This is a genomic window from Streptomyces sp. NPDC058092 (genome assembly GCF_042884935.1).
Taxonomy (GTDB): Bacteria; Actinomycetota; Actinomycetes; order Streptomycetales; family Streptomycetaceae; genus Streptomyces.
Genome location: NZ_JBHVSY010000040.1, coordinates 40166 through 54881, shown reverse-complemented (window position 1 = coordinate 54881; position 14716 = coordinate 40166). Strand labels below are relative to the sequence as shown.

General features: G+C 70.3%; 14 protein-coding genes and 3 pseudogenes. 9 read left to right on the top strand and 8 right to left on the bottom strand.

What is annotated here, in order from left to right; translation table 11 throughout:
- Window positions 1-118: 118 nt before the first annotated feature.
- From ACFVV1_RS38450 to ACFVV1_RS38435, 4 genes are read right to left on the bottom strand one after another with little or no spacing between them, the layout of a single operon-like run.
- On the bottom strand, window positions 119-1276 hold the full coding sequence (locus ACFVV1_RS38450) for an acetyl-CoA C-acetyltransferase (protein ID WP_389999593.1): 1158 nt from the start codon (window positions 1274-1276) through the stop codon (window positions 119-121).
- A gap of 33 nt (window positions 1277-1309) precedes the next feature.
- Window positions 1310-1897 carry a TetR/AcrR family transcriptional regulator gene (locus ACFVV1_RS38445; protein ID WP_389999606.1) on the bottom strand — a complete coding sequence of 196 codons (588 nt, stop codon included), beginning with the start codon at window positions 1895-1897 and terminating at the stop codon, window positions 1310-1312.
- Between the two features lie 56 nt (window positions 1898-1953).
- Window positions 1954-2739 (bottom strand): SDR family oxidoreductase, encoded by a 786-nt coding sequence (locus ACFVV1_RS38440; RefSeq protein WP_389999591.1) that lies wholly within the window; start codon window positions 2737-2739, stop codon window positions 1954-1956.
- Window positions 2736-3902, bottom strand: coding sequence for an acyl-CoA dehydrogenase family protein (locus ACFVV1_RS38435; protein ID WP_389999589.1), 1167 nt, complete (start codon window positions 3900-3902; stop codon window positions 2736-2738). The genes ACFVV1_RS38440 and ACFVV1_RS38435 overlap by 4 nt, the downstream gene beginning before the upstream one ends.
- Window positions 3903-3950: 48 nt before the next feature.
- Between ACFVV1_RS38435 and ACFVV1_RS38430 the strand changes: the two genes are divergently transcribed.
- From ACFVV1_RS38430 to ACFVV1_RS38410, 5 genes are all read left to right on the top strand, one after another.
- Window positions 3951-4799: an enoyl-CoA hydratase gene (locus tag ACFVV1_RS38430; protein ID WP_389999586.1), complete on the top strand. Its 849-nt coding sequence runs from the start codon at window positions 3951-3953 to the stop codon at window positions 4797-4799.
- Entirely contained in the window at window positions 4799-5968 is a 1170-nt protein-coding gene (locus tag ACFVV1_RS38425; protein ID WP_389999584.1) for an acyl-CoA dehydrogenase family protein, read from the top strand. Before ACFVV1_RS38430 ends, ACFVV1_RS38425 begins: the two co-directional genes overlap by 1 nt.
- Window positions 5968-6963 carry an acyl-CoA dehydrogenase family protein gene (locus ACFVV1_RS38420; RefSeq protein ID WP_389999581.1) on the top strand — a complete coding sequence of 332 codons (996 nt, stop codon included), beginning with the start codon at window positions 5968-5970 and terminating at the stop codon, window positions 6961-6963. Before ACFVV1_RS38425 ends, ACFVV1_RS38420 begins: the two co-directional genes overlap by 1 nt.
- Window positions 6960-8033, top strand: coding sequence for an acyl-CoA dehydrogenase family protein (locus tag ACFVV1_RS38415; RefSeq protein WP_389999578.1), 1074 nt, complete (start codon window positions 6960-6962; stop codon window positions 8031-8033). Before ACFVV1_RS38420 ends, ACFVV1_RS38415 begins: the two co-directional genes overlap by 4 nt.
- Window positions 8034-8121: 88 nt before the next feature.
- Window positions 8122-8907, top strand: a complete 786-nt coding sequence (locus ACFVV1_RS38410) for an SDR family oxidoreductase (protein WP_389999576.1) — start codon at window positions 8122-8124, stop codon at window positions 8905-8907.
- A gap of 154 nt (window positions 8908-9061) precedes the next feature.
- On the opposite strand, the gene ACFVV1_RS38405 is transcribed toward ACFVV1_RS38410, so the two are convergent.
- A complete protein-coding gene (locus tag ACFVV1_RS38405) occupies window positions 9062-9511 on the bottom strand; it encodes a hypothetical protein (RefSeq protein ID WP_389999603.1) in 450 nt (149 codons plus the stop codon).
- A gap of 329 nt (window positions 9512-9840) precedes the next feature.
- On the opposite strand from ACFVV1_RS38405, the pseudogene ACFVV1_RS38400 reads away from it, so the two are divergent.
- Both ACFVV1_RS38400 and ACFVV1_RS38395 read left to right on the top strand, forming a co-directional pair.
- A pseudogene (locus ACFVV1_RS38400) lies at window positions 9841-10020 on the top strand (transposase); the annotation flags it as partial.
- A gap of 425 nt (window positions 10021-10445) precedes the next feature.
- The gene (locus ACFVV1_RS38395) at window positions 10446-10850 is read left to right on the top strand and encodes a nuclear transport factor 2 family protein (protein WP_389999573.1); all 405 of its coding nucleotides are present in this window, start codon (window positions 10446-10448) and stop codon (window positions 10848-10850) included.
- 181 nt (window positions 10851-11031) lie between these two features.
- On the opposite strand, the pseudogene ACFVV1_RS38390 reads toward ACFVV1_RS38395, so the two are convergent.
- Together ACFVV1_RS38390 and ACFVV1_RS38385 are read right to left on the bottom strand one after the other, a co-directional pair.
- Window positions 11032-11389 (bottom strand): annotated as a pseudogene (locus tag ACFVV1_RS38390) (transposase); the annotation flags it as partial.
- Between the two features lie 528 nt (window positions 11390-11917).
- Window positions 11918-13201, bottom strand: a complete 1284-nt coding sequence (locus ACFVV1_RS38385) for a phosphatase PAP2 family protein (protein ID WP_389999571.1) — start codon at window positions 13199-13201, stop codon at window positions 11918-11920.
- A gap of 473 nt (window positions 13202-13674) precedes the next feature.
- Here ACFVV1_RS38385 and ACFVV1_RS38380 point away from each other — a divergent pair, with 473 nt between their 5' ends.
- Both ACFVV1_RS38380 and ACFVV1_RS38375 read left to right on the top strand, forming a co-directional pair.
- Entirely contained in the window at window positions 13675-13917 is a 243-nt protein-coding gene (locus tag ACFVV1_RS38380) for a hypothetical protein (protein WP_389999568.1), read from the top strand.
- 108 nt (window positions 13918-14025) lie between these two features.
- Window positions 14026-14328 (top strand): annotated as a pseudogene (locus ACFVV1_RS38375) (TerD family protein); the annotation flags it as partial.
- 221 nt (window positions 14329-14549) lie between these two features.
- Here ACFVV1_RS38375 and ACFVV1_RS38370 read toward each other — a convergent pair.
- On the bottom strand, window positions 14550-14711 hold the full coding sequence (locus ACFVV1_RS38370) for a hypothetical protein (protein WP_389999566.1): 162 nt from the start codon (window positions 14709-14711) through the stop codon (window positions 14550-14552).
- Between the last annotated feature and the right edge of the window lie 5 nt (window positions 14712-14716).

Here is a 14716-nt window from a genome sequence, read left to right as displayed (position 1 = left end):
GCCTTGACGGCCGCGGGCACTCGCGCTTCGGTGCGCCGGACATCCGGGCGACGCCGTGCGGGATGCGGCGTCCCGGACCGGGAGCCGCACCCCGCACGGATGCTGGCCTGACGATACGTCAGAGGCGTTCGATGATGGTGACGTTGGCCTGGCCGCCGCCCTCACACATGGTCTGCAGGCCGTACCGGCCGCCGGTGCGGTCGAGTTCGTGCAGAAGCGTGGTCATCAGCTTGGTGCCGGTGGCGCCCAGGGGGTGGCCGAGGGCGATGGCGCCGCCGTTGACATTGACCTTCTCGGGGTCGGCTCCGGTCTCCTTCAGCCAGGCCAGGACGACCGAGGCGAACGCCTCATTGATCTCGACCAGGTCGATGTCGTCGAGACAGAGCCCGGTCTTCTTCAGCGCGTACGCCGTCGCCGGGATCGGCGCGGACAGCATCCGGATCGGGTCCTCGCCGCGCACCGAGAGGTGGTGGATCCGGGCCCGCGGGGTCAGACCGTGCTCGCGGACGGCCCGTTCGGAGGCGATGAGCATCGCGGCGGCGCCGTCCGAGACCTGCGAGGAGACGGCGGCGGTCAGCCGGCCGCCCTCGACCAGCGGCTTCAGCCCTGCCATCTTCTCCAGCGAGGTGTCCCGGCGCGGGCCCTCGTCGCTCATCACGTCTCCGTAGGCGACGATCTCCCGGTCGAAGCGGCCCTCGTCGATGGCCCGGATCGCCCGCCGGTGCGAGCGCAGCGCGAACTCCTCCATCTGCTCCCGGGTGATGCCCCACTTCTCGGCGATCAGCTCGGCGCCGTGGAACTGGTTGACCGGCTGGTCTCCGTAGCGCGCCCGCCAGCCCGCGGAGCCGGCGTACGGCCCGTCGGTGAGTCCGAGCGGTTCGGCGGCCTGGCGGCCGGCGAAGGCGATCGGGATCTGCGACATGTTCTGGGTGCCGCCGGCGACGACCAGGTCCTGGGTACCGGAGAGCACCCCCTGTGCCGCGAAGTGCACGGCCTGCTGGGAGGAACCGCACTGCCGGTCCACGGTGACGCCCGGCACTTCCTCCGGCAGCCCGGCGGCCAGCCAGCAGGTGCGGGCGATGTCCCCGGCCTGCGGGCCGACGGTGTCCAGGCAGCCGAAGACGACGTCCTCGACGGCCGCCGGGTCGATGCCCGTGCGCTCGACGAGCGCGGTGAGCACGTGTGCCCCCAGGTCGGCCGGGTGCGCGGCGGCGAGCCCGCCGTTCCGCCTGCCTACCGGGGTACGGACTGCTTCGACGATATAGGCCTCGGCCATGACTGCTCCTTGTTCTGTGTTCACAGTGACATGTCAGTCCCGCAGGGCGATGCCCTCCAGCACCATGGACAGGTACTGGCGGGCAATCTCCTCGGGGCTGTGCTGTCCGCCCGGCCGGTACCACGAGGCGGCGACCCAGACGGTGTCGCGCACGAAGCGGTAGGTGAGCCGGATGTCCAGATCGGCACGGAAGATCTCGGCGGCGACGCCGCGTTCCAGGGTTGCCAGCCACGCCTTCTCGAATTTCACCTGCGAGTCGGCGAGATAGTGGAATCGGGGCTGGGAGGCGAGGTGCTTGGACTCCTTCTGATAGATGGCGACCGCGGCACGGTGCCGGTCGATCTCCCGGAAGGATTCGGTGACGAGGGCCTCGATGGTCTCCCGCGGGCCGAGTCCGGCGGCGAGTACGGCGTCGTACCCGGCCCACAGCTCGTCCAGGAAGGTGGAGAGGATCTCGTCGAGCATCGACTCCTTGGAGTCGAAGTGGTAGTAGAGGCTTCCCGCGAGCATTCCGGCGGCGTCGGCGATCTTGCGGACGGTGGTGGCGTTGTATCCCTGCGCGGCGAACACCTCGGCGGCGGTGGCCAGGAGTTCGCTGTGCCGCTCGGGGGACGGGCTCATCGTGGTCTTCTCGCCTTTGCCGGGCGCGCTGCGCTTCGGTATCCGGTCAACACTCGTCACGCCCGCTGGCTGCTGACGGAGACCGTCTCGCCCGTCATGTACGAGGAGTAGCCGCTGGCCAGGAAGACGATCACGTTCGCGACCTCCCAGGGCTCGGCATAGCGGCCGAACGCCTCGCGCTCGGTGAGCTCGGCCAGCAGTTCGGGGGTGGTCACCTTCACCAGGTGCGGGTGCATCGCGAGGCTCGGCGCGACGGCGTTGACGCGCACGCCGTACTCGGCGGCCTCGACGGCCGCGCAGCGGGTGAGCGCCATCACGCCGGCCTTGGCGGCGGCGTAGTGCGCCTGGCCGCGCTGGGCGCGCCAGCCGATCACCGAGGCGTTGTTGACGACGACGCCCCCGCGCTCCCGCTCCTTCATCCGTCGCAGCGCGGCGCGGGTGCAGCGGAAGGTGCCGTTCAGAGTGACGTCGAGAACCGCGGACCACTGCTCGTCGGTCATCTCGACCAGGTCGGCGGTGCCGCCGAGTCCGGCGTTGTTGACGACGATGTCGAGGTGGCCGTGCTGCTCCTGAGCGAGGTCGAAGAGGGCCGCGACCTGCTGCTCGTCGGTGACGTCGCACGGCAGTGCGGCGACCCGGTCGGCGCCGAACTCCCCGGCGAGCGCTTCGGTGCTCTCCTTCAGCCGGCGCGCGTGGGCGTCGCCGATGACGATCCGGGCGCCCTCCTCCAAGAATCTACGGGCGGTGGCCCCGCCGATGCCCGCGCCGGCGGCGGCGGTGATGACGGCGGTGCGGCCGTCGAGCAGTGCGTGGCCGGGCACGTAGGGCGGCGGTGTGGTCATGGGCGGGCCTCCTTGGGCAGGCCGAGGACGCGCTCGGCGATGATGTTGCGCTGGATCTCGTTGGAGCCGGCGTAGATGGTGTCGGAGCGGGAGAAGAGGAACAGCCGCTGCCAGTCGGTGAGGTCGTACGGCTGACCGGCGGCCAGCATGCCGTCGGCGCCGCAGACGTCCATGGCGAGCTCGCCCAGCTCCCGGTGCCAGGTCGCCCAGAAGATCTTGCCGATGGATGCCTCGGGGCCCGGGGCGCCCGCGGCCACCTGGTCGAGCATCCGCAGGGCGTTGCAGCGGATGGTCTCCAGGCCGACCCAGGCGCGGGCGAGCCGGTCGCGGATCAGCGGGTCGTCGGCCGCGCCGTTGCGCCGGGCCAGTTCGATGAGGGACTCCAGTTCGCGGCGGAAGCCGACCTGCTGGCCGAGGGTGGAGACCCCGCGCTCGAAGCCGAGGGTGGCCATGGCCACCTTCCAGCCCTCTCCGGGGGCGCCGACGACGTGTCCGGCGCGGGTGCGCGCACCGTCGAAGAACACCTCGTTGAACTCCGAGGTGCCGGTCAGCTGGTTGATCGGCCGGATCTCGACGCCGGGCTGGTCCAGCGGCACCAGGAGGTAGGACAGGCCCTGGTGGCGGGTCGATCCGGCTTCGGTGCGGGCGACGACGAAGCACCAGTCGGACTCGTGGGCCAGTGAGGTCCAGATCTTCTGCCCGGTGACGACCCACTCCTCGCCGTCCCGCTCGGCGCGGGTCCGTACGTTCGCCAGGTCGGAACCGGCGTCCGGCTCGCTGTACCCCTGGCACCACAGCTCCCGGGCCTCGACGATCGGCGGCAGGAATCGTTTCTGCTGCTGCGGTGTGCCGAAGGCGATGAGGGTGGGGCCGAGCAGCTGTTCCCCGATGTGGCCCACCCGGGCGGGGGCGTCGGCCAGGGCGTACTCCTCGTGGAGGGCGACCTGTTGCTCCAGCGTCGCGCCCCGGCCGCCGTACTCCTGCGGCCAGCCCGCGCAGGTCCAGCCGGCAGCCGCCATGTGCCGTTCCCAGGCGAGCCGTTCGGCGAATGCCTCGTGCTCCCGGCCCGGGCCGCCGCGGCCGCGCAGGCTCGCGAACTCTCCGGTGAGGTGGGCGGCCAGCCAGTTGCGGAACTCGGTGCGGAACTCCTCGACGCTGCTCATGGCCGTACGGTAGTCTACCAAACACTTGTTAGGGAAGGAGGGGGTCCGATGACCGCTGCCCACGACGAACCGGTGCGCTACGGGAGGCGAGGCCCGGTCGCGACCGTCACCATGAACCGGCCCGACTACCGCAACGCCCAGAACTCCGCGATGACCTACGCCCTGGACCGGGCCTTCTACCGCGCCGCCGACGACGACGAGGTCAAGGTCGTCGTCCTGGCCGGAGCGGGGAAGCACTTCTCCGCGGGCCACGACATCGGCACGCCGGAACGGGACGCCCACCTGCCGTTCGACCGCAAGGCCGGACTGTGGTGGGACCACTCGGACAAGGCCGGCGCGGAAAGCCGCTTCGCCCGCGAGTCCGAGGTCTACCTGGGCATGTGCCGCCGCTGGCGCGAACTGCCCAAGCCCGTCGTCGCCTCGGTGCAGGGCGCCTGCGTCGCGGGGGGCCTGATGCTCGCCTGGATCTGCGACCTGATCATCGCCTCCGACGACGCGTTCTTCGCCGACCCGGTGGTCCGCATGGGCATCCCGGGCGTCGAGTACTTCGCGCACCCCTGGGTGATGCCGCCGCGCATCGCCAAGGAGTTCCTGTACACCGGCGACCGGATGAGCGCACAGCGGGCATACGAGGTCGGCATGGTCAACCGCGTCGTCCCGCGCGCGGAACTGACCGAACGCGTCACGGAGTTGGCGGCCCGGATCGCCGAGATGCCGCGGATGGGGCTCGCCCTGACCAAACGCGCGGTCAACCAGGCCGAGGACCTGCAGGGTCTGCACACCGGCATGGACGCGGTCTTCGGGCTGCACCACCTCGCACACGCGCACAACGCCGAAACCGCCCCCGACGCACTGGGCGGCATGGACATCCGCGCGATGAAGAAGGCGGGATCCTGATGGACCTCGACTTCACCGAGCAGGAGGACGCCTTCCGCGCCGAGGCCAGGGCCTGGCTCGCCGCGCACGCCCCCGGCGCCCCGCTGCCCTCCCTGGAGACCGCCGAAGGCTTCACCGCCCACCGGCACTGGGAACGCACCCTCTTCGCGGACCGCTGGTCGGTGGTCTCCTGGCCAAAGGAGTACGGCGGACGCGGCAGTTCGATCCTTCGATGGCTGATCTTCGAGGAGGAGTACTACGCGGCCGGCGCGCCCGGCCGGGTCAGCCAGAACGGCATCAACCTGCTCGCCCCCACCCTCTTCGAGCACGGTACGCAGGAGCAGCGCACCCGCATCCTGCCCCGCATGGCGAGCGGCGAGGTCATCTGGGCCCAGGCCTGGTCGGAGCCGGAGTCCGGCTCCGACCTCGCCTCCCTGAGCTCGACGGCCGTGCGCACCGACGGCGGGTGGCTGCTCAACGGGCAGAAGACCTGGTCCTCGCGGGCCGCCTTCGCCGACCGGGCCTTCGGCCTCTTCCGCAGCGACCCGGATGCCGGCAGGCCGCACCAGGGCCTGACGTATCTGATGTTCCCGCTGGACGCCGACGGCGTGACCGTACGGCCCATCGGCCGGCTCGACGGCAAGCCCGCCTTCGCCGAACTCTTCCTCGACGACGTGTTCGTGCCCGACGAGGACGTCATCGGCGAGCCCGGGCAGGGCTGGCGGGTGGCGATGAGCACCGCGGGCAACGAGCGCGGCCTGACCCTGCGCAGCCCCGGCCGCTTCACCGCGGCCGCCGACCGCCTGACCGCGCTGTGGCGGGAGCGGGCCGACCCCGCCGACACGGCTCTGCGCGACCGGGTCGCCGATGCGGTGATCGGCGCCCGCGCCTACCAGCTGTTCACCTACGCGGGCGCCTCGCGCCTGGCCGGCGGCGGCTCGATCGGCGCCGAGTCCAGCCTCAACAAGATCTTCTGGTCCGAGCTCGACATCGCCCTGCACGAAACCGCCCTGGACCTCCTCGGTCCGTACGGTGAGCTGGCCGACGGCGCCGACGAGGCGCCCGGGCACGGCAGTTGGGCCGAGGGCTACACCTTCTCCCTCGCCGGGCCGATCTACGCCGGCACGAACGAGATCCAGCGCGACATCATCGCCGAGCGGCTGCTCGGCCTGCCGAAGGGACGCCGGTGATGCGGTTCCTCCTGGACGACGAACAGCGGGAGTTCGCCCGCACCCTGGACGGCATGCTCGGCTCGTACGACACCACGGGTGCCGTACGGGCCTGGGCGTCCGGCGACCACGGCCCCGGGCGCGCCCTGTGGGACCGGCTCGGGCAGGCCGGGGTCTTCGCCCTCGCCGTACCGGAGCAGCACGACGGCCTCGGCCCGCTCCCGCTCGAACTGGCCGTCGCCTTCACCGAACTGGGCCGGCACGCCGTCCCCGGACCGCTGGTCGAGACCGTCGCCGCCGCCGTGCTCCTGGACCGGCTCGGCGACGAGGCCGCTGCCGCCGCATGGCTGCCCGTCATCGCCTCCGGAAAGACGGTCGCCTCGCTCTGTCTGCTCTCCCCCGACAGCCCCTACGCCCTGGACGCCGACGCCGCCGACGCCGTCTTCGTCGTGGACGGCGACACCCTGCGCCTGGCGGAGTCGGCGGGCCCCGTCCAGCCGTCCGCCGACCCGGCCCGACGGCCGGCCCGGCCGGTCGGGGGAACCGTGCTGGCGCGGGGGCCCGAGGTGGTCGCCGCGGCCGCGTACGCCGCCGACGTCGCGGCGCTGGCCACGGCCGCCCAGGCCCTCGGGCTGGGCCGCGCCCTGCTGGCACGTACGGTCGAATACGTCCGGCAGCGCACCCAGTTCGGGGTGGCCATCGGTTCCTTCCAGGCGGTGAAGCACCGGCTGGCGGACACCCTCCTCGCCCTCGAATTCGCCCAGCCGCTGGTCCACTCGGCCGCCCTGGCCCTTGCCTCCGGCCGGGCGTCGGCCCGCGAGATCGCGGCGGCCAAGGTCACGGCGGGCGAGGCCGCGTACGCCGCGTCCCGCACGGCCCTGCAACTGCACGGCGCCCTCGGCTACACCGACGAACTCGACCTGTCCTTGTGGATCCGCAAGGCCCGCCCCCTGCGCGACGCCTGGGGCACCCCCGCCGCGTGCCGGGCCCGCGTTCTCCAGGGAACAGACATATGAGACTGACGGAGGAACAGCAGGAACTGCGGTCCGCCGTACGGTCGTTGCTCGCACGTTACGAGGGTGCGGCGGCCTGGCGTCCGCTGACCGGGCAGATCGGCATCGCGGGGCTCGCCGTCCCCGAGGAGTACGGCGGCGCGGGCTGCGGAGCGGCGGAAGTCCACGTCGTGATGGAGGAGTTGGGGCGGGAGCTGAGCCCGGTCCCCTGTCTCGGCTCCGCGGTGCTCGTGGTGCAGGCGCTGCTCGCCTCCGGTGACGCGGCGGCCTGCACCGGGTTGCTGCCGCGACTCGCCGAGGGACACGCGGTGGGGACCCTGGCGTGGGCCGAGCGGGGTTCCTGGGACCCGGCGGCGATCCGGGCCGTCGCCGGGCCCGGGGACGGCGGCACCTGGCGGATCACCGGAACCAAGGAGCACGTGCTGGACGGCGCCGAGGCCGATGTGCTGCTCGTGGCGGCCCGCACGGCGGCCGGGGTCTCGCTCTTCGAGGTGGCCGTGGACGGTGCGGGAGTACGCCGCGAGGCGGTGGTGACGATGGACCTGACGCGGCCACAGGCGCGCGTGGTCCTCGACGGCGCCGAGGGCCGGCTCATCGGCACCGACGGCGAGGGCGACCGGGTGCTGCGGCACGTACTGGACCTGGCCTGCGCGGCGCTCGCCGCGGAGCAGGTCGGCGCGGCCGAACGCTGTCTCGAACTCACGGTCGCGTATGCCAAGGACCGCGTCCAGTTCGGCCGGCCCATCGGTTCCTTCCAGGCGGTGAAGCACCGGCTCGCGGACGCGTACGTGCTGGTGGAGTCGGCGCGCTCGGCCGCACTCGGCGCGGCCTTCGCGGCCGTCGAGGGCTCATCGGAGCTGAGCCGGTCCGCGGCCGTCGCCAAGTCCGCCTGCTCGGAGGCGTTCTCCGCGGTGGCGGGCGAGATGATCCAGCTGCACGGCGGTATCGGCATCACCTGGGAACACACCGCCCACCGCTACTTCAAACGCGCGCACGGCTCCGGCCGGCTCTTCGGCACGCCATCGTGGCACCGGGACCGGCTCGCCGCCGGCCTGGGGCTGACCCCGGCGTGACCGGCCGGGCACAAGCCCGGTCACCCATGTCCGTGGTTCCGCCACGGATTCCAGTGAGCCGTACCGGAGCCTGACAGAAGGCGGGAGCATGGACAGCAACAACCCGATGGACTTCACCGGACGAGTCGTGGTGGTCACCGGGGGCACCAAGGGCATCGGTGCGACGATCGCCGAGGCGTTCCTCGGCGCGGGCGCGGATGTCGTCGTCTGCGGCCGCAACGAACCGCGGTCGCTGCCCGGCGCGAACGGACGGCACGCCGTGTTCCTCCCGGCCGATGTCCGCGACCCCGCGGCGGCGGCGCGGCTCGTCGACGGCACTGTGGACCGCTTCGGCCGGCTGGACGTCCTCGTGAACAACGCGGGCGGCTCTCCCGACGCCGAAGCGGCCACGGTCTCCCCGCGGTTCGTCGAGAAGATCGTCGCCCTCAATCTGCTGGCCCCGTTCTACGTGGCCCAGGCCGCCAACCGGGTCATGCGGACCCAGAGCGGTGGTGGCTCGGTCATCAACATCGGCAGCGTCTCCGCCCACGACCCGCAGCCCGGCACGGCCGCCTACTCGGCCGCCAAGGCCGGTCTGCTCACCCTGACCAGGGCACTGGCCCTGGAGTGGGCGCCGAAGGTGCGGGTCAACCACATCACCACCGGTCTGATCCGCACCGAGAGCGCCGCGGCCGTCTACGGCGAGGACGGCGGGGCCGCGGTGGCGCGGGTCGTCCCGATGGAGCGGATGGCCGTCCCGCAGGACGTCGCGGACGCCTGTCTGTACCTCGCCGGTGGCCTCGCCTCCTACGTCAACGGCGCGGACCTGGCGGTGCACGGTGGAGGCGAGTTCCCCGCCCGCTATCTCGCCGTGAAGTCCGGCGCCCCGGGGTGAGGCCCGTGGATGTAACGGCAGAGGTCTGTGTGCGGGTCCCTGTGGGGGCCCGCACGGAAACGGCCGCGCGGGTACCGCGCGGCCGTTTCCTTTCCGTATCGCCGTGGCCGGTCCCCGGGGCCGCTGCCGGAGTCCGTCAGCGGCCCCGGCCCGCTCAGACCAGGTTGTCCTCGACGGTGAGCCCGAAAGCGCCACGGCCGTACATCGCCAGCGCCCGTTCGACGTCGTTGGCCACGTGCACGCTGCCGGCGTGGGCGTCCCGCCAGGCGCGCTCGATCGGGTTGCCCCGGCGCAGTGAGTTGCCGCCCGCCGTCTTGAACAGCAGGTCGATCGCGGCGACGGCCCGCACGGTGCCCCGCACCTGGTCCCGGCGCGTGCGCAGGCGCAGCTCCATGGGGATCTCGCGCCCCTCCTCCGCCAGGGCCGACAGCTCACGCAGGTTGCGGTCCATCTGCAGCAGCGTCGCGTCGATGTCGGAGGCCGCCCGCGCGATCGCGACCTGGGCGAAGGGGTCTTCGACGAACCTGCCGCCGCCCAGGCTGAGCCGGACCCGCTCCTTCATCAAGGAGATGTACGAGTCGTAGCCGCCTGCCACGGCGCCGATGACCGGAGCGATGACCGCACTGGTGAAGACGGCCCCGAACGGCAGCCGGTACAGCGGCCCGGGGTTGACCTTCTGGCCGGGCCCACTCAGCTGCGCCTGCGGCCCTGCGCGCAGATCGCCGCCTTGGAGGCGCCCGTCGTACCGGAGGTGAACAGCAGCAGCATCCGGGTGTCCGGGGTGACGGCGGGGTCCCGGGCCGGGTCGGCGGCGTGCGCGGCCGACCGCTGCGCGAATCCCGGCTCGTCGACGATCAGGATCCGGTCTCGGTCCGCGCCGGTGTCCAGGCCGTCGAGCAGTGCGGGGCCCGCGCGGTCGGTGACGAGCAGCCGGTGACCGGCAAGACCCGCAGGTGGGAGCCCCGCCGCCTGAGGCTCCGCCTCTTCTCAGCCGCCGCCCAAATCGTCACGACCGCCCGCCACCGACACCTGAGATTCGCATCCCACTGGCCATGGACCGACGTGATCACAGGCGCCCTGGCACAACTCGAAGCTCTCCCGAATCCCGGTTGACCAGCGCGTTCCCGCCCCTGCGAGCAGCGCCCCCGACCGGAGCCGCGGAACCCGGTGCCCACCCGACGCGACAGCCGGGCCACCGGCCTGCCCGACAGCAGCCACAGAACGCGTGATGGTCTGCCGACAGAGTCGGCAGACCATCACGAAAGATCGAGGCCAAGCAGCGCAGAAGGTACCGCTCGGCCCCATGCCGCGGAAGCATTCTCACCTGAACGTGTCGCCGGACTGGTCACCAAGCATTTCCACGCATCACAAGTTGTCCGATCTTGATCCGCAGCCGTCCTGAAGCCGAGTCGCTGCGTTGGGCGGTCTACGCTGTCACCGTTGCCCATAACGTTCAACGGCCCAGCGTCCTGGGAGGAAGCCTTGAAGCGTTCCCAGGTCCCCGGATCGCTCCGGCCGTCTGCAGAAGGGACAATGCGATGGATCCTGATATCCGGACCAGGGCCGCACTCGAGGAACACTGGCGGGCATCGGAACGTGGGGATACCGAAGCCGAGCACGCCATCTACGATGCGGACGCGATCCTCGACTACCCCCAGTCGGGTGAACGATTCCGGGGCCGCGCGACGATTTCGGCGCAACGTGGCGGGCACCCTGCCAGTCGGCACTTCACCGTCCACCGGATCGTTGGCGGCGGGGATCTGTGGGTGAGCGAGTGTGTCATCACGTACGACCGGGCGCCCACCTACTCAGTGAGCATCATGGAATTTGCCCACGGATATGTGGTGCACGAGACGCAGTACTTCGCGGACGCCTTCGGTGCGCCTGAATGGCGGACAGCACTCGCGGAGCCAATGCCGGGCAGGAATATCGCCAGGGCCTGACCCAGGGCCGGCCTCGATCGTTCATGAGCCTGTGTCAGCTTGCTGACGCGGGCTCCGGGCTTTTGTGGACGGGCGTGTTCTGTCTTGTGGGTGTGGCGAGGGCCCGAGTGTCACCTCGGGTGGGCGCGGAGTTTCACGGCGCCGGGGTGATGCGTTCGTCGGAACGGGCGGGGTGGTCTGGTCAGTCCGGCGCCGGTAGGACCTGGAGCCGAGCGAGGGCACTGGATGAGGGCCCAGGGCCAGTGGCGGGCGAAGTGCAGGTAGGTGCGTCGACCTGTGGTGGTCAGGCGGACGGCTGCGGAGAACAGTCTCGGGCGGAGGGTCTTGGGCTCCCAGCGGCGGGCAGGTCCCTCGAGCGCCGGCATGGGCAGCCAGGCGAGAAGATCCAAGGCGAGGGAGACGACCTGCAGCCAGACCTGGTTGTGGGCGGCGCCGTGGAGGGGCAGGTTGCGCAGGCCGGTGTCGCGGGCGGCCCGGATGCGGTCCTCGGCGCGGGCCCGGCGGCCGTGGCGGAGCTCCAGGTCGGCGAGTTGCCGGCCTATCCATCACAGCGTGTGGCTGTAGCTCTGGGGTACCAGGAACTGGGTATCCAGCTCAGCGTTCGACTCGGCGACGCCCCCTCAACCACGGCCGGTGAGGGCGGAGTTTCCACCTCTTCCGCGAAAGCCATGTCGTTTGAGACCTGTGAGCCCGAGGTTCTCAAACGACATGGCAACAGCGCAGGCCGGCATCGTGACTCCTGCCAATTGAGCTGCGGCAGGACAGGCCCGACGGTTCACCCCGATCAGCGCGGACCCTCGAGCAAACGACACAAGGATGAGACGCCGGCATCCGACAAGTCGTGAGACGGCGGGAGAAGCCGCAGATCAGGACGACGGCGCCCGACACGAGCCGCGAGACCCTGCATGAGGTGCGGGATCTCAGATCCCGTGGCTGCTCCGTGGCGGACGTTCCGCTGGTACAAGGGTCAGAAGCACTACTCGGGGACCTACTGGTTGGCGACGACGCAAAGTCACGTGATCTACGAGTCGCGCCTGGAGCTCGCACGCCTCCTGATGCAACATGGCTCAAACCAGTTCGGGTTGCGGTTCCGGTTGTCGCGCTGGTGCGGCCTTCGGTTCCCACAGTTTGGTGGTCCGTACGTAGCCGTGGATCACTGAGGTCATCGCCAGAATGAGAAGCGGTCCAAACACCCACGGATGTTTGGCCATCTCCATCGGCAGATAGCGATACGACACCAAGAGCGCAGCGAAGACCGTTGCACCGTAGGTGACCAGCTGGATTCCTGACCGGTCCCAGCCACGTTCGAGCGAGCGCAGCGCTGCTTCGATCGTGAGCGTGAACACCACGCCGGCAACGAGATCCGCGCCGTAGTGGTAGCCGAAGCCCAGCGTTGCGCCGAGCGTAGCAATCAGCCAGAACGCGCCTGCGAATTGCAGAATCCGTGGGCCCTTGCGGGAATGAATGAAGATCGCGGTAGCCCACGCTGTGTGCAGGCTGGGCATGCAGTTGCGTGGGGTGATCTCGTCGAATGGCATGGGGTGCGGGGTATTGATCGGCGGCGGCGTGCCCGGCCACATGTCGGCCACCGCCCAGTGCCCGCCGTCGGCGCCGTAGGCGAAGATCGGTCCGACCACCGGGAAGATCATGTAGATGCCCGGCCCGAGGAGGCCGATGACCAGAAAGGTGCGCACCAGATGATGACCCGGGAAGCGACGCTCGACCGCCACGTTACGTAGCTGGTACAGCGCGAAGATGACCGCGGCCACCGCAAGCTGAGTGTAGACGTAGTCGAGAAAACGGGCACCGATCGGGCCGGTGGCCGTGACAATCCGGCCTACCAGCCACGACGGGTTGCCCAGCGCGTGATCGGCGGTCGCCACGTACTGGTCGAGCACCGCCGGGCGGGTCTTCGACGTGATGAGTAGCCAGGTATCGCCAGTCTTGCGGCCGGCCACCAGCAGCAGGCCCAGCCCGACGCCCTTCAGCAGCAGGACACGTTCCCGGCCTGTGCGGCACGTGACAGCGATGACCGCATAGCCCAAAATCACCCACAACGCGCCGTTGCCGAAGGGGTGGCCTTCGGTGACCTCGGCGTCGGCCACCCACCGCACCAGCAAGAAGGTGACGTCGATGCCGATCGCGGCACCAGCCGCGATGAACCGTTGCCGCCAGGTGAGCACCACCATCATCAACGCCATACTGGCGTACAACAGGAAACCCGATTTGGGGGCGAATACCACCTCTTGCGCCTGGGTGGTGATCGGCCCCGGTAGGCCGTAGCGACGCGCGGCGATCTCCAGCGCGATGAGGAATCCGAGGGCCGCCACCGCCGCCGTGGCCCACAGCATCGCCCGTGGTTGACGCCACGCGGCGAACGTAATTCTGCAGTTTATTCGCGAAAACACCCGCGATGCTATAGATATCAATTGTTTGGCCGATTTGTTAGATGTTGGTTAAGTAGGTCACTCTTCGTGCCGGACAGCACGGTTTTCCGGTGAAGGGCGGGCGATGAGGGCGATCGCCATTAATGCGATCATGCTATCGGAGGGTGCGGATGGGTTCGCCGGTCATGGGTGGTGCGAAGGTCGGTCGAGCCTGGCTCGATGGTCCAGCGTCTCGGAAATGAACACGAAACTCTCGACGTCCGGCGGGCATCGAGGGCGACACGGGTTACCCAGTGGCTCCAAAACATGTGCAACGGGCCGTGAACTGGCGGCCTGGGCACGGACGTTGACATACCGCCAACACGCCGCCCACAGCGATCAGTTCTCCCTTGGCGACGAAGCCTGGGACAACGGTCACGTCGACTGGGGCCGTCGGCATGTTCGTCCTCGGTCACAACGCCCGGCTGTCCGGCCCCGACAGGCAGCGGCTGTGCGTCGTCGACCGGCTACTGCATCGCGACCAGTTCCTCAAGAGCACCGACCTCTCGGTCCACACCCGCGACCACCTCGAGCCGTCGCCGTCGAACTCAACGGCCGCCCACCCAAAACGCTCGACCGGGAAACCCCGGCCGAGCGCCTGCATGAACTACTCGCGGCCTGACCAAACCGACCGAACCTGACACAAGGGCTCCAAAGCCGCGACGACCTCCCGATTCATGTTCCTGCGCATCCGGCTTGCCGGGCGCCGCCCGAGGCCCGCTCCCGACGGCGTCATCGGCCTGACCTGGCTGGTCGACCTTGCCACCGTCCCCGCCGGGATCGCGAAGATCGTCTTTCCGGTCTCCATCCACGAGGCCGACAGTCGCGGTCAGAGCTTTGGACAGGTCAGTAACGCCTTCATCCGCGTGATCAACCGCGCCAACAACCTCGAACTCGCGCGCTACGACCTGTCCGAGGACGCCTCCACCGAGACGGCGGTGGTCTTCGGCGAGCTCTACCGGCACGGAGGCGAGTGGAAGTTCCGCGCGGTCGGCCAGGGCTACGTCTCCGGCCCGGCCGGCATCGCATCCGACCACGGCGTCAACGTCTGACCCGGGAAACCGCCCGGACCGAGGCAGCGCAAGCACGGCGCTGCCCGGTTTCCCAGGCCGGGCGGCCCCCTTCCCGCGGCCGTCATCGACACTGCTTGCCCTTCCCCTCGCCTCGGGCAATAGCGGCGGCGTATGCACCGACCGGTACCCGTGAAAGGGGCCCACGCCGAGCGCATCGACATTGGTGAACTGCGCCGCTGCGTAGGCGGGAATCGCCGCCGTCACGCCTGGTTGTCGACCATGGCATCGACCGTACGGGCGGGCATGCGAACGATGTCGCACGTGTGGACCTGTCGGCAGAGCTCGCGCATACGCCGCTGGGCGCGGGGGAATTGGGTAGAGCTGTGCCTCACACCCATGAACGCGTCCGGGGCGAACCTCATCGAGG

Bases quoted from the DNA above. Each gene is read 5' to 3' on its own strand.
- ACFVV1_RS38430 (WP_389999586.1), top strand. From the start codon at position 3,951: ATGACCGCTGCCCACGACGAACCGGTGCGCTACGGGAGGCGAGGCCCG.
- ACFVV1_RS38395 (WP_389999573.1), top strand. From the start codon at position 10,446: ATGGATCCTGATATCCGGACCAGGGCCGCACTCGAGGAACACTGGCGG.
- ACFVV1_RS38435 (WP_389999589.1), bottom strand. From the start codon at position 3,902: ATGAGCAGCGTCGAGGAGTTCCGCACCGAGTTCCGCAACTGGCTGGCC.
- ACFVV1_RS38425 (WP_389999584.1), top strand. From the start codon at position 4,799: ATGGACCTCGACTTCACCGAGCAGGAGGACGCCTTCCGCGCCGAGGCC.
- ACFVV1_RS38420 (WP_389999581.1), top strand. From the start codon at position 5,968: ATGCGGTTCCTCCTGGACGACGAACAGCGGGAGTTCGCCCGCACCCTG.
- ACFVV1_RS38445 (WP_389999606.1), bottom strand. From the start codon at position 1,897: ATGAGCCCGTCCCCCGAGCGGCACAGCGAACTCCTGGCCACCGCCGCC.
- ACFVV1_RS38385 (WP_389999571.1), bottom strand. From the start codon at position 13,201: ATGCTGTGGGCCACGGCGGCGGTGGCGGCCCTCGGATTCCTCATCGCG.
- ACFVV1_RS38450 (WP_389999593.1), bottom strand. From the start codon at position 1,276: ATGGCCGAGGCCTATATCGTCGAAGCAGTCCGTACCCCGGTAGGCAGG.
- ACFVV1_RS38440 (WP_389999591.1), bottom strand. From the start codon at position 2,739: ATGACCACACCGCCGCCCTACGTGCCCGGCCACGCACTGCTCGACGGC.
- ACFVV1_RS38370 (WP_389999566.1), bottom strand. From the start codon at position 14,711: ATGAGGTTCGCCCCGGACGCGTTCATGGGTGTGAGGCACAGCTCTACC.
- ACFVV1_RS38380 (WP_389999568.1), top strand. From the start codon at position 13,675: ATGTTCGTCCTCGGTCACAACGCCCGGCTGTCCGGCCCCGACAGGCAG.
- ACFVV1_RS38410 (WP_389999576.1), top strand. From the start codon at position 8,122: ATGGACAGCAACAACCCGATGGACTTCACCGGACGAGTCGTGGTGGTC.
- ACFVV1_RS38415 (WP_389999578.1), top strand. From the start codon at position 6,960: ATGAGACTGACGGAGGAACAGCAGGAACTGCGGTCCGCCGTACGGTCG.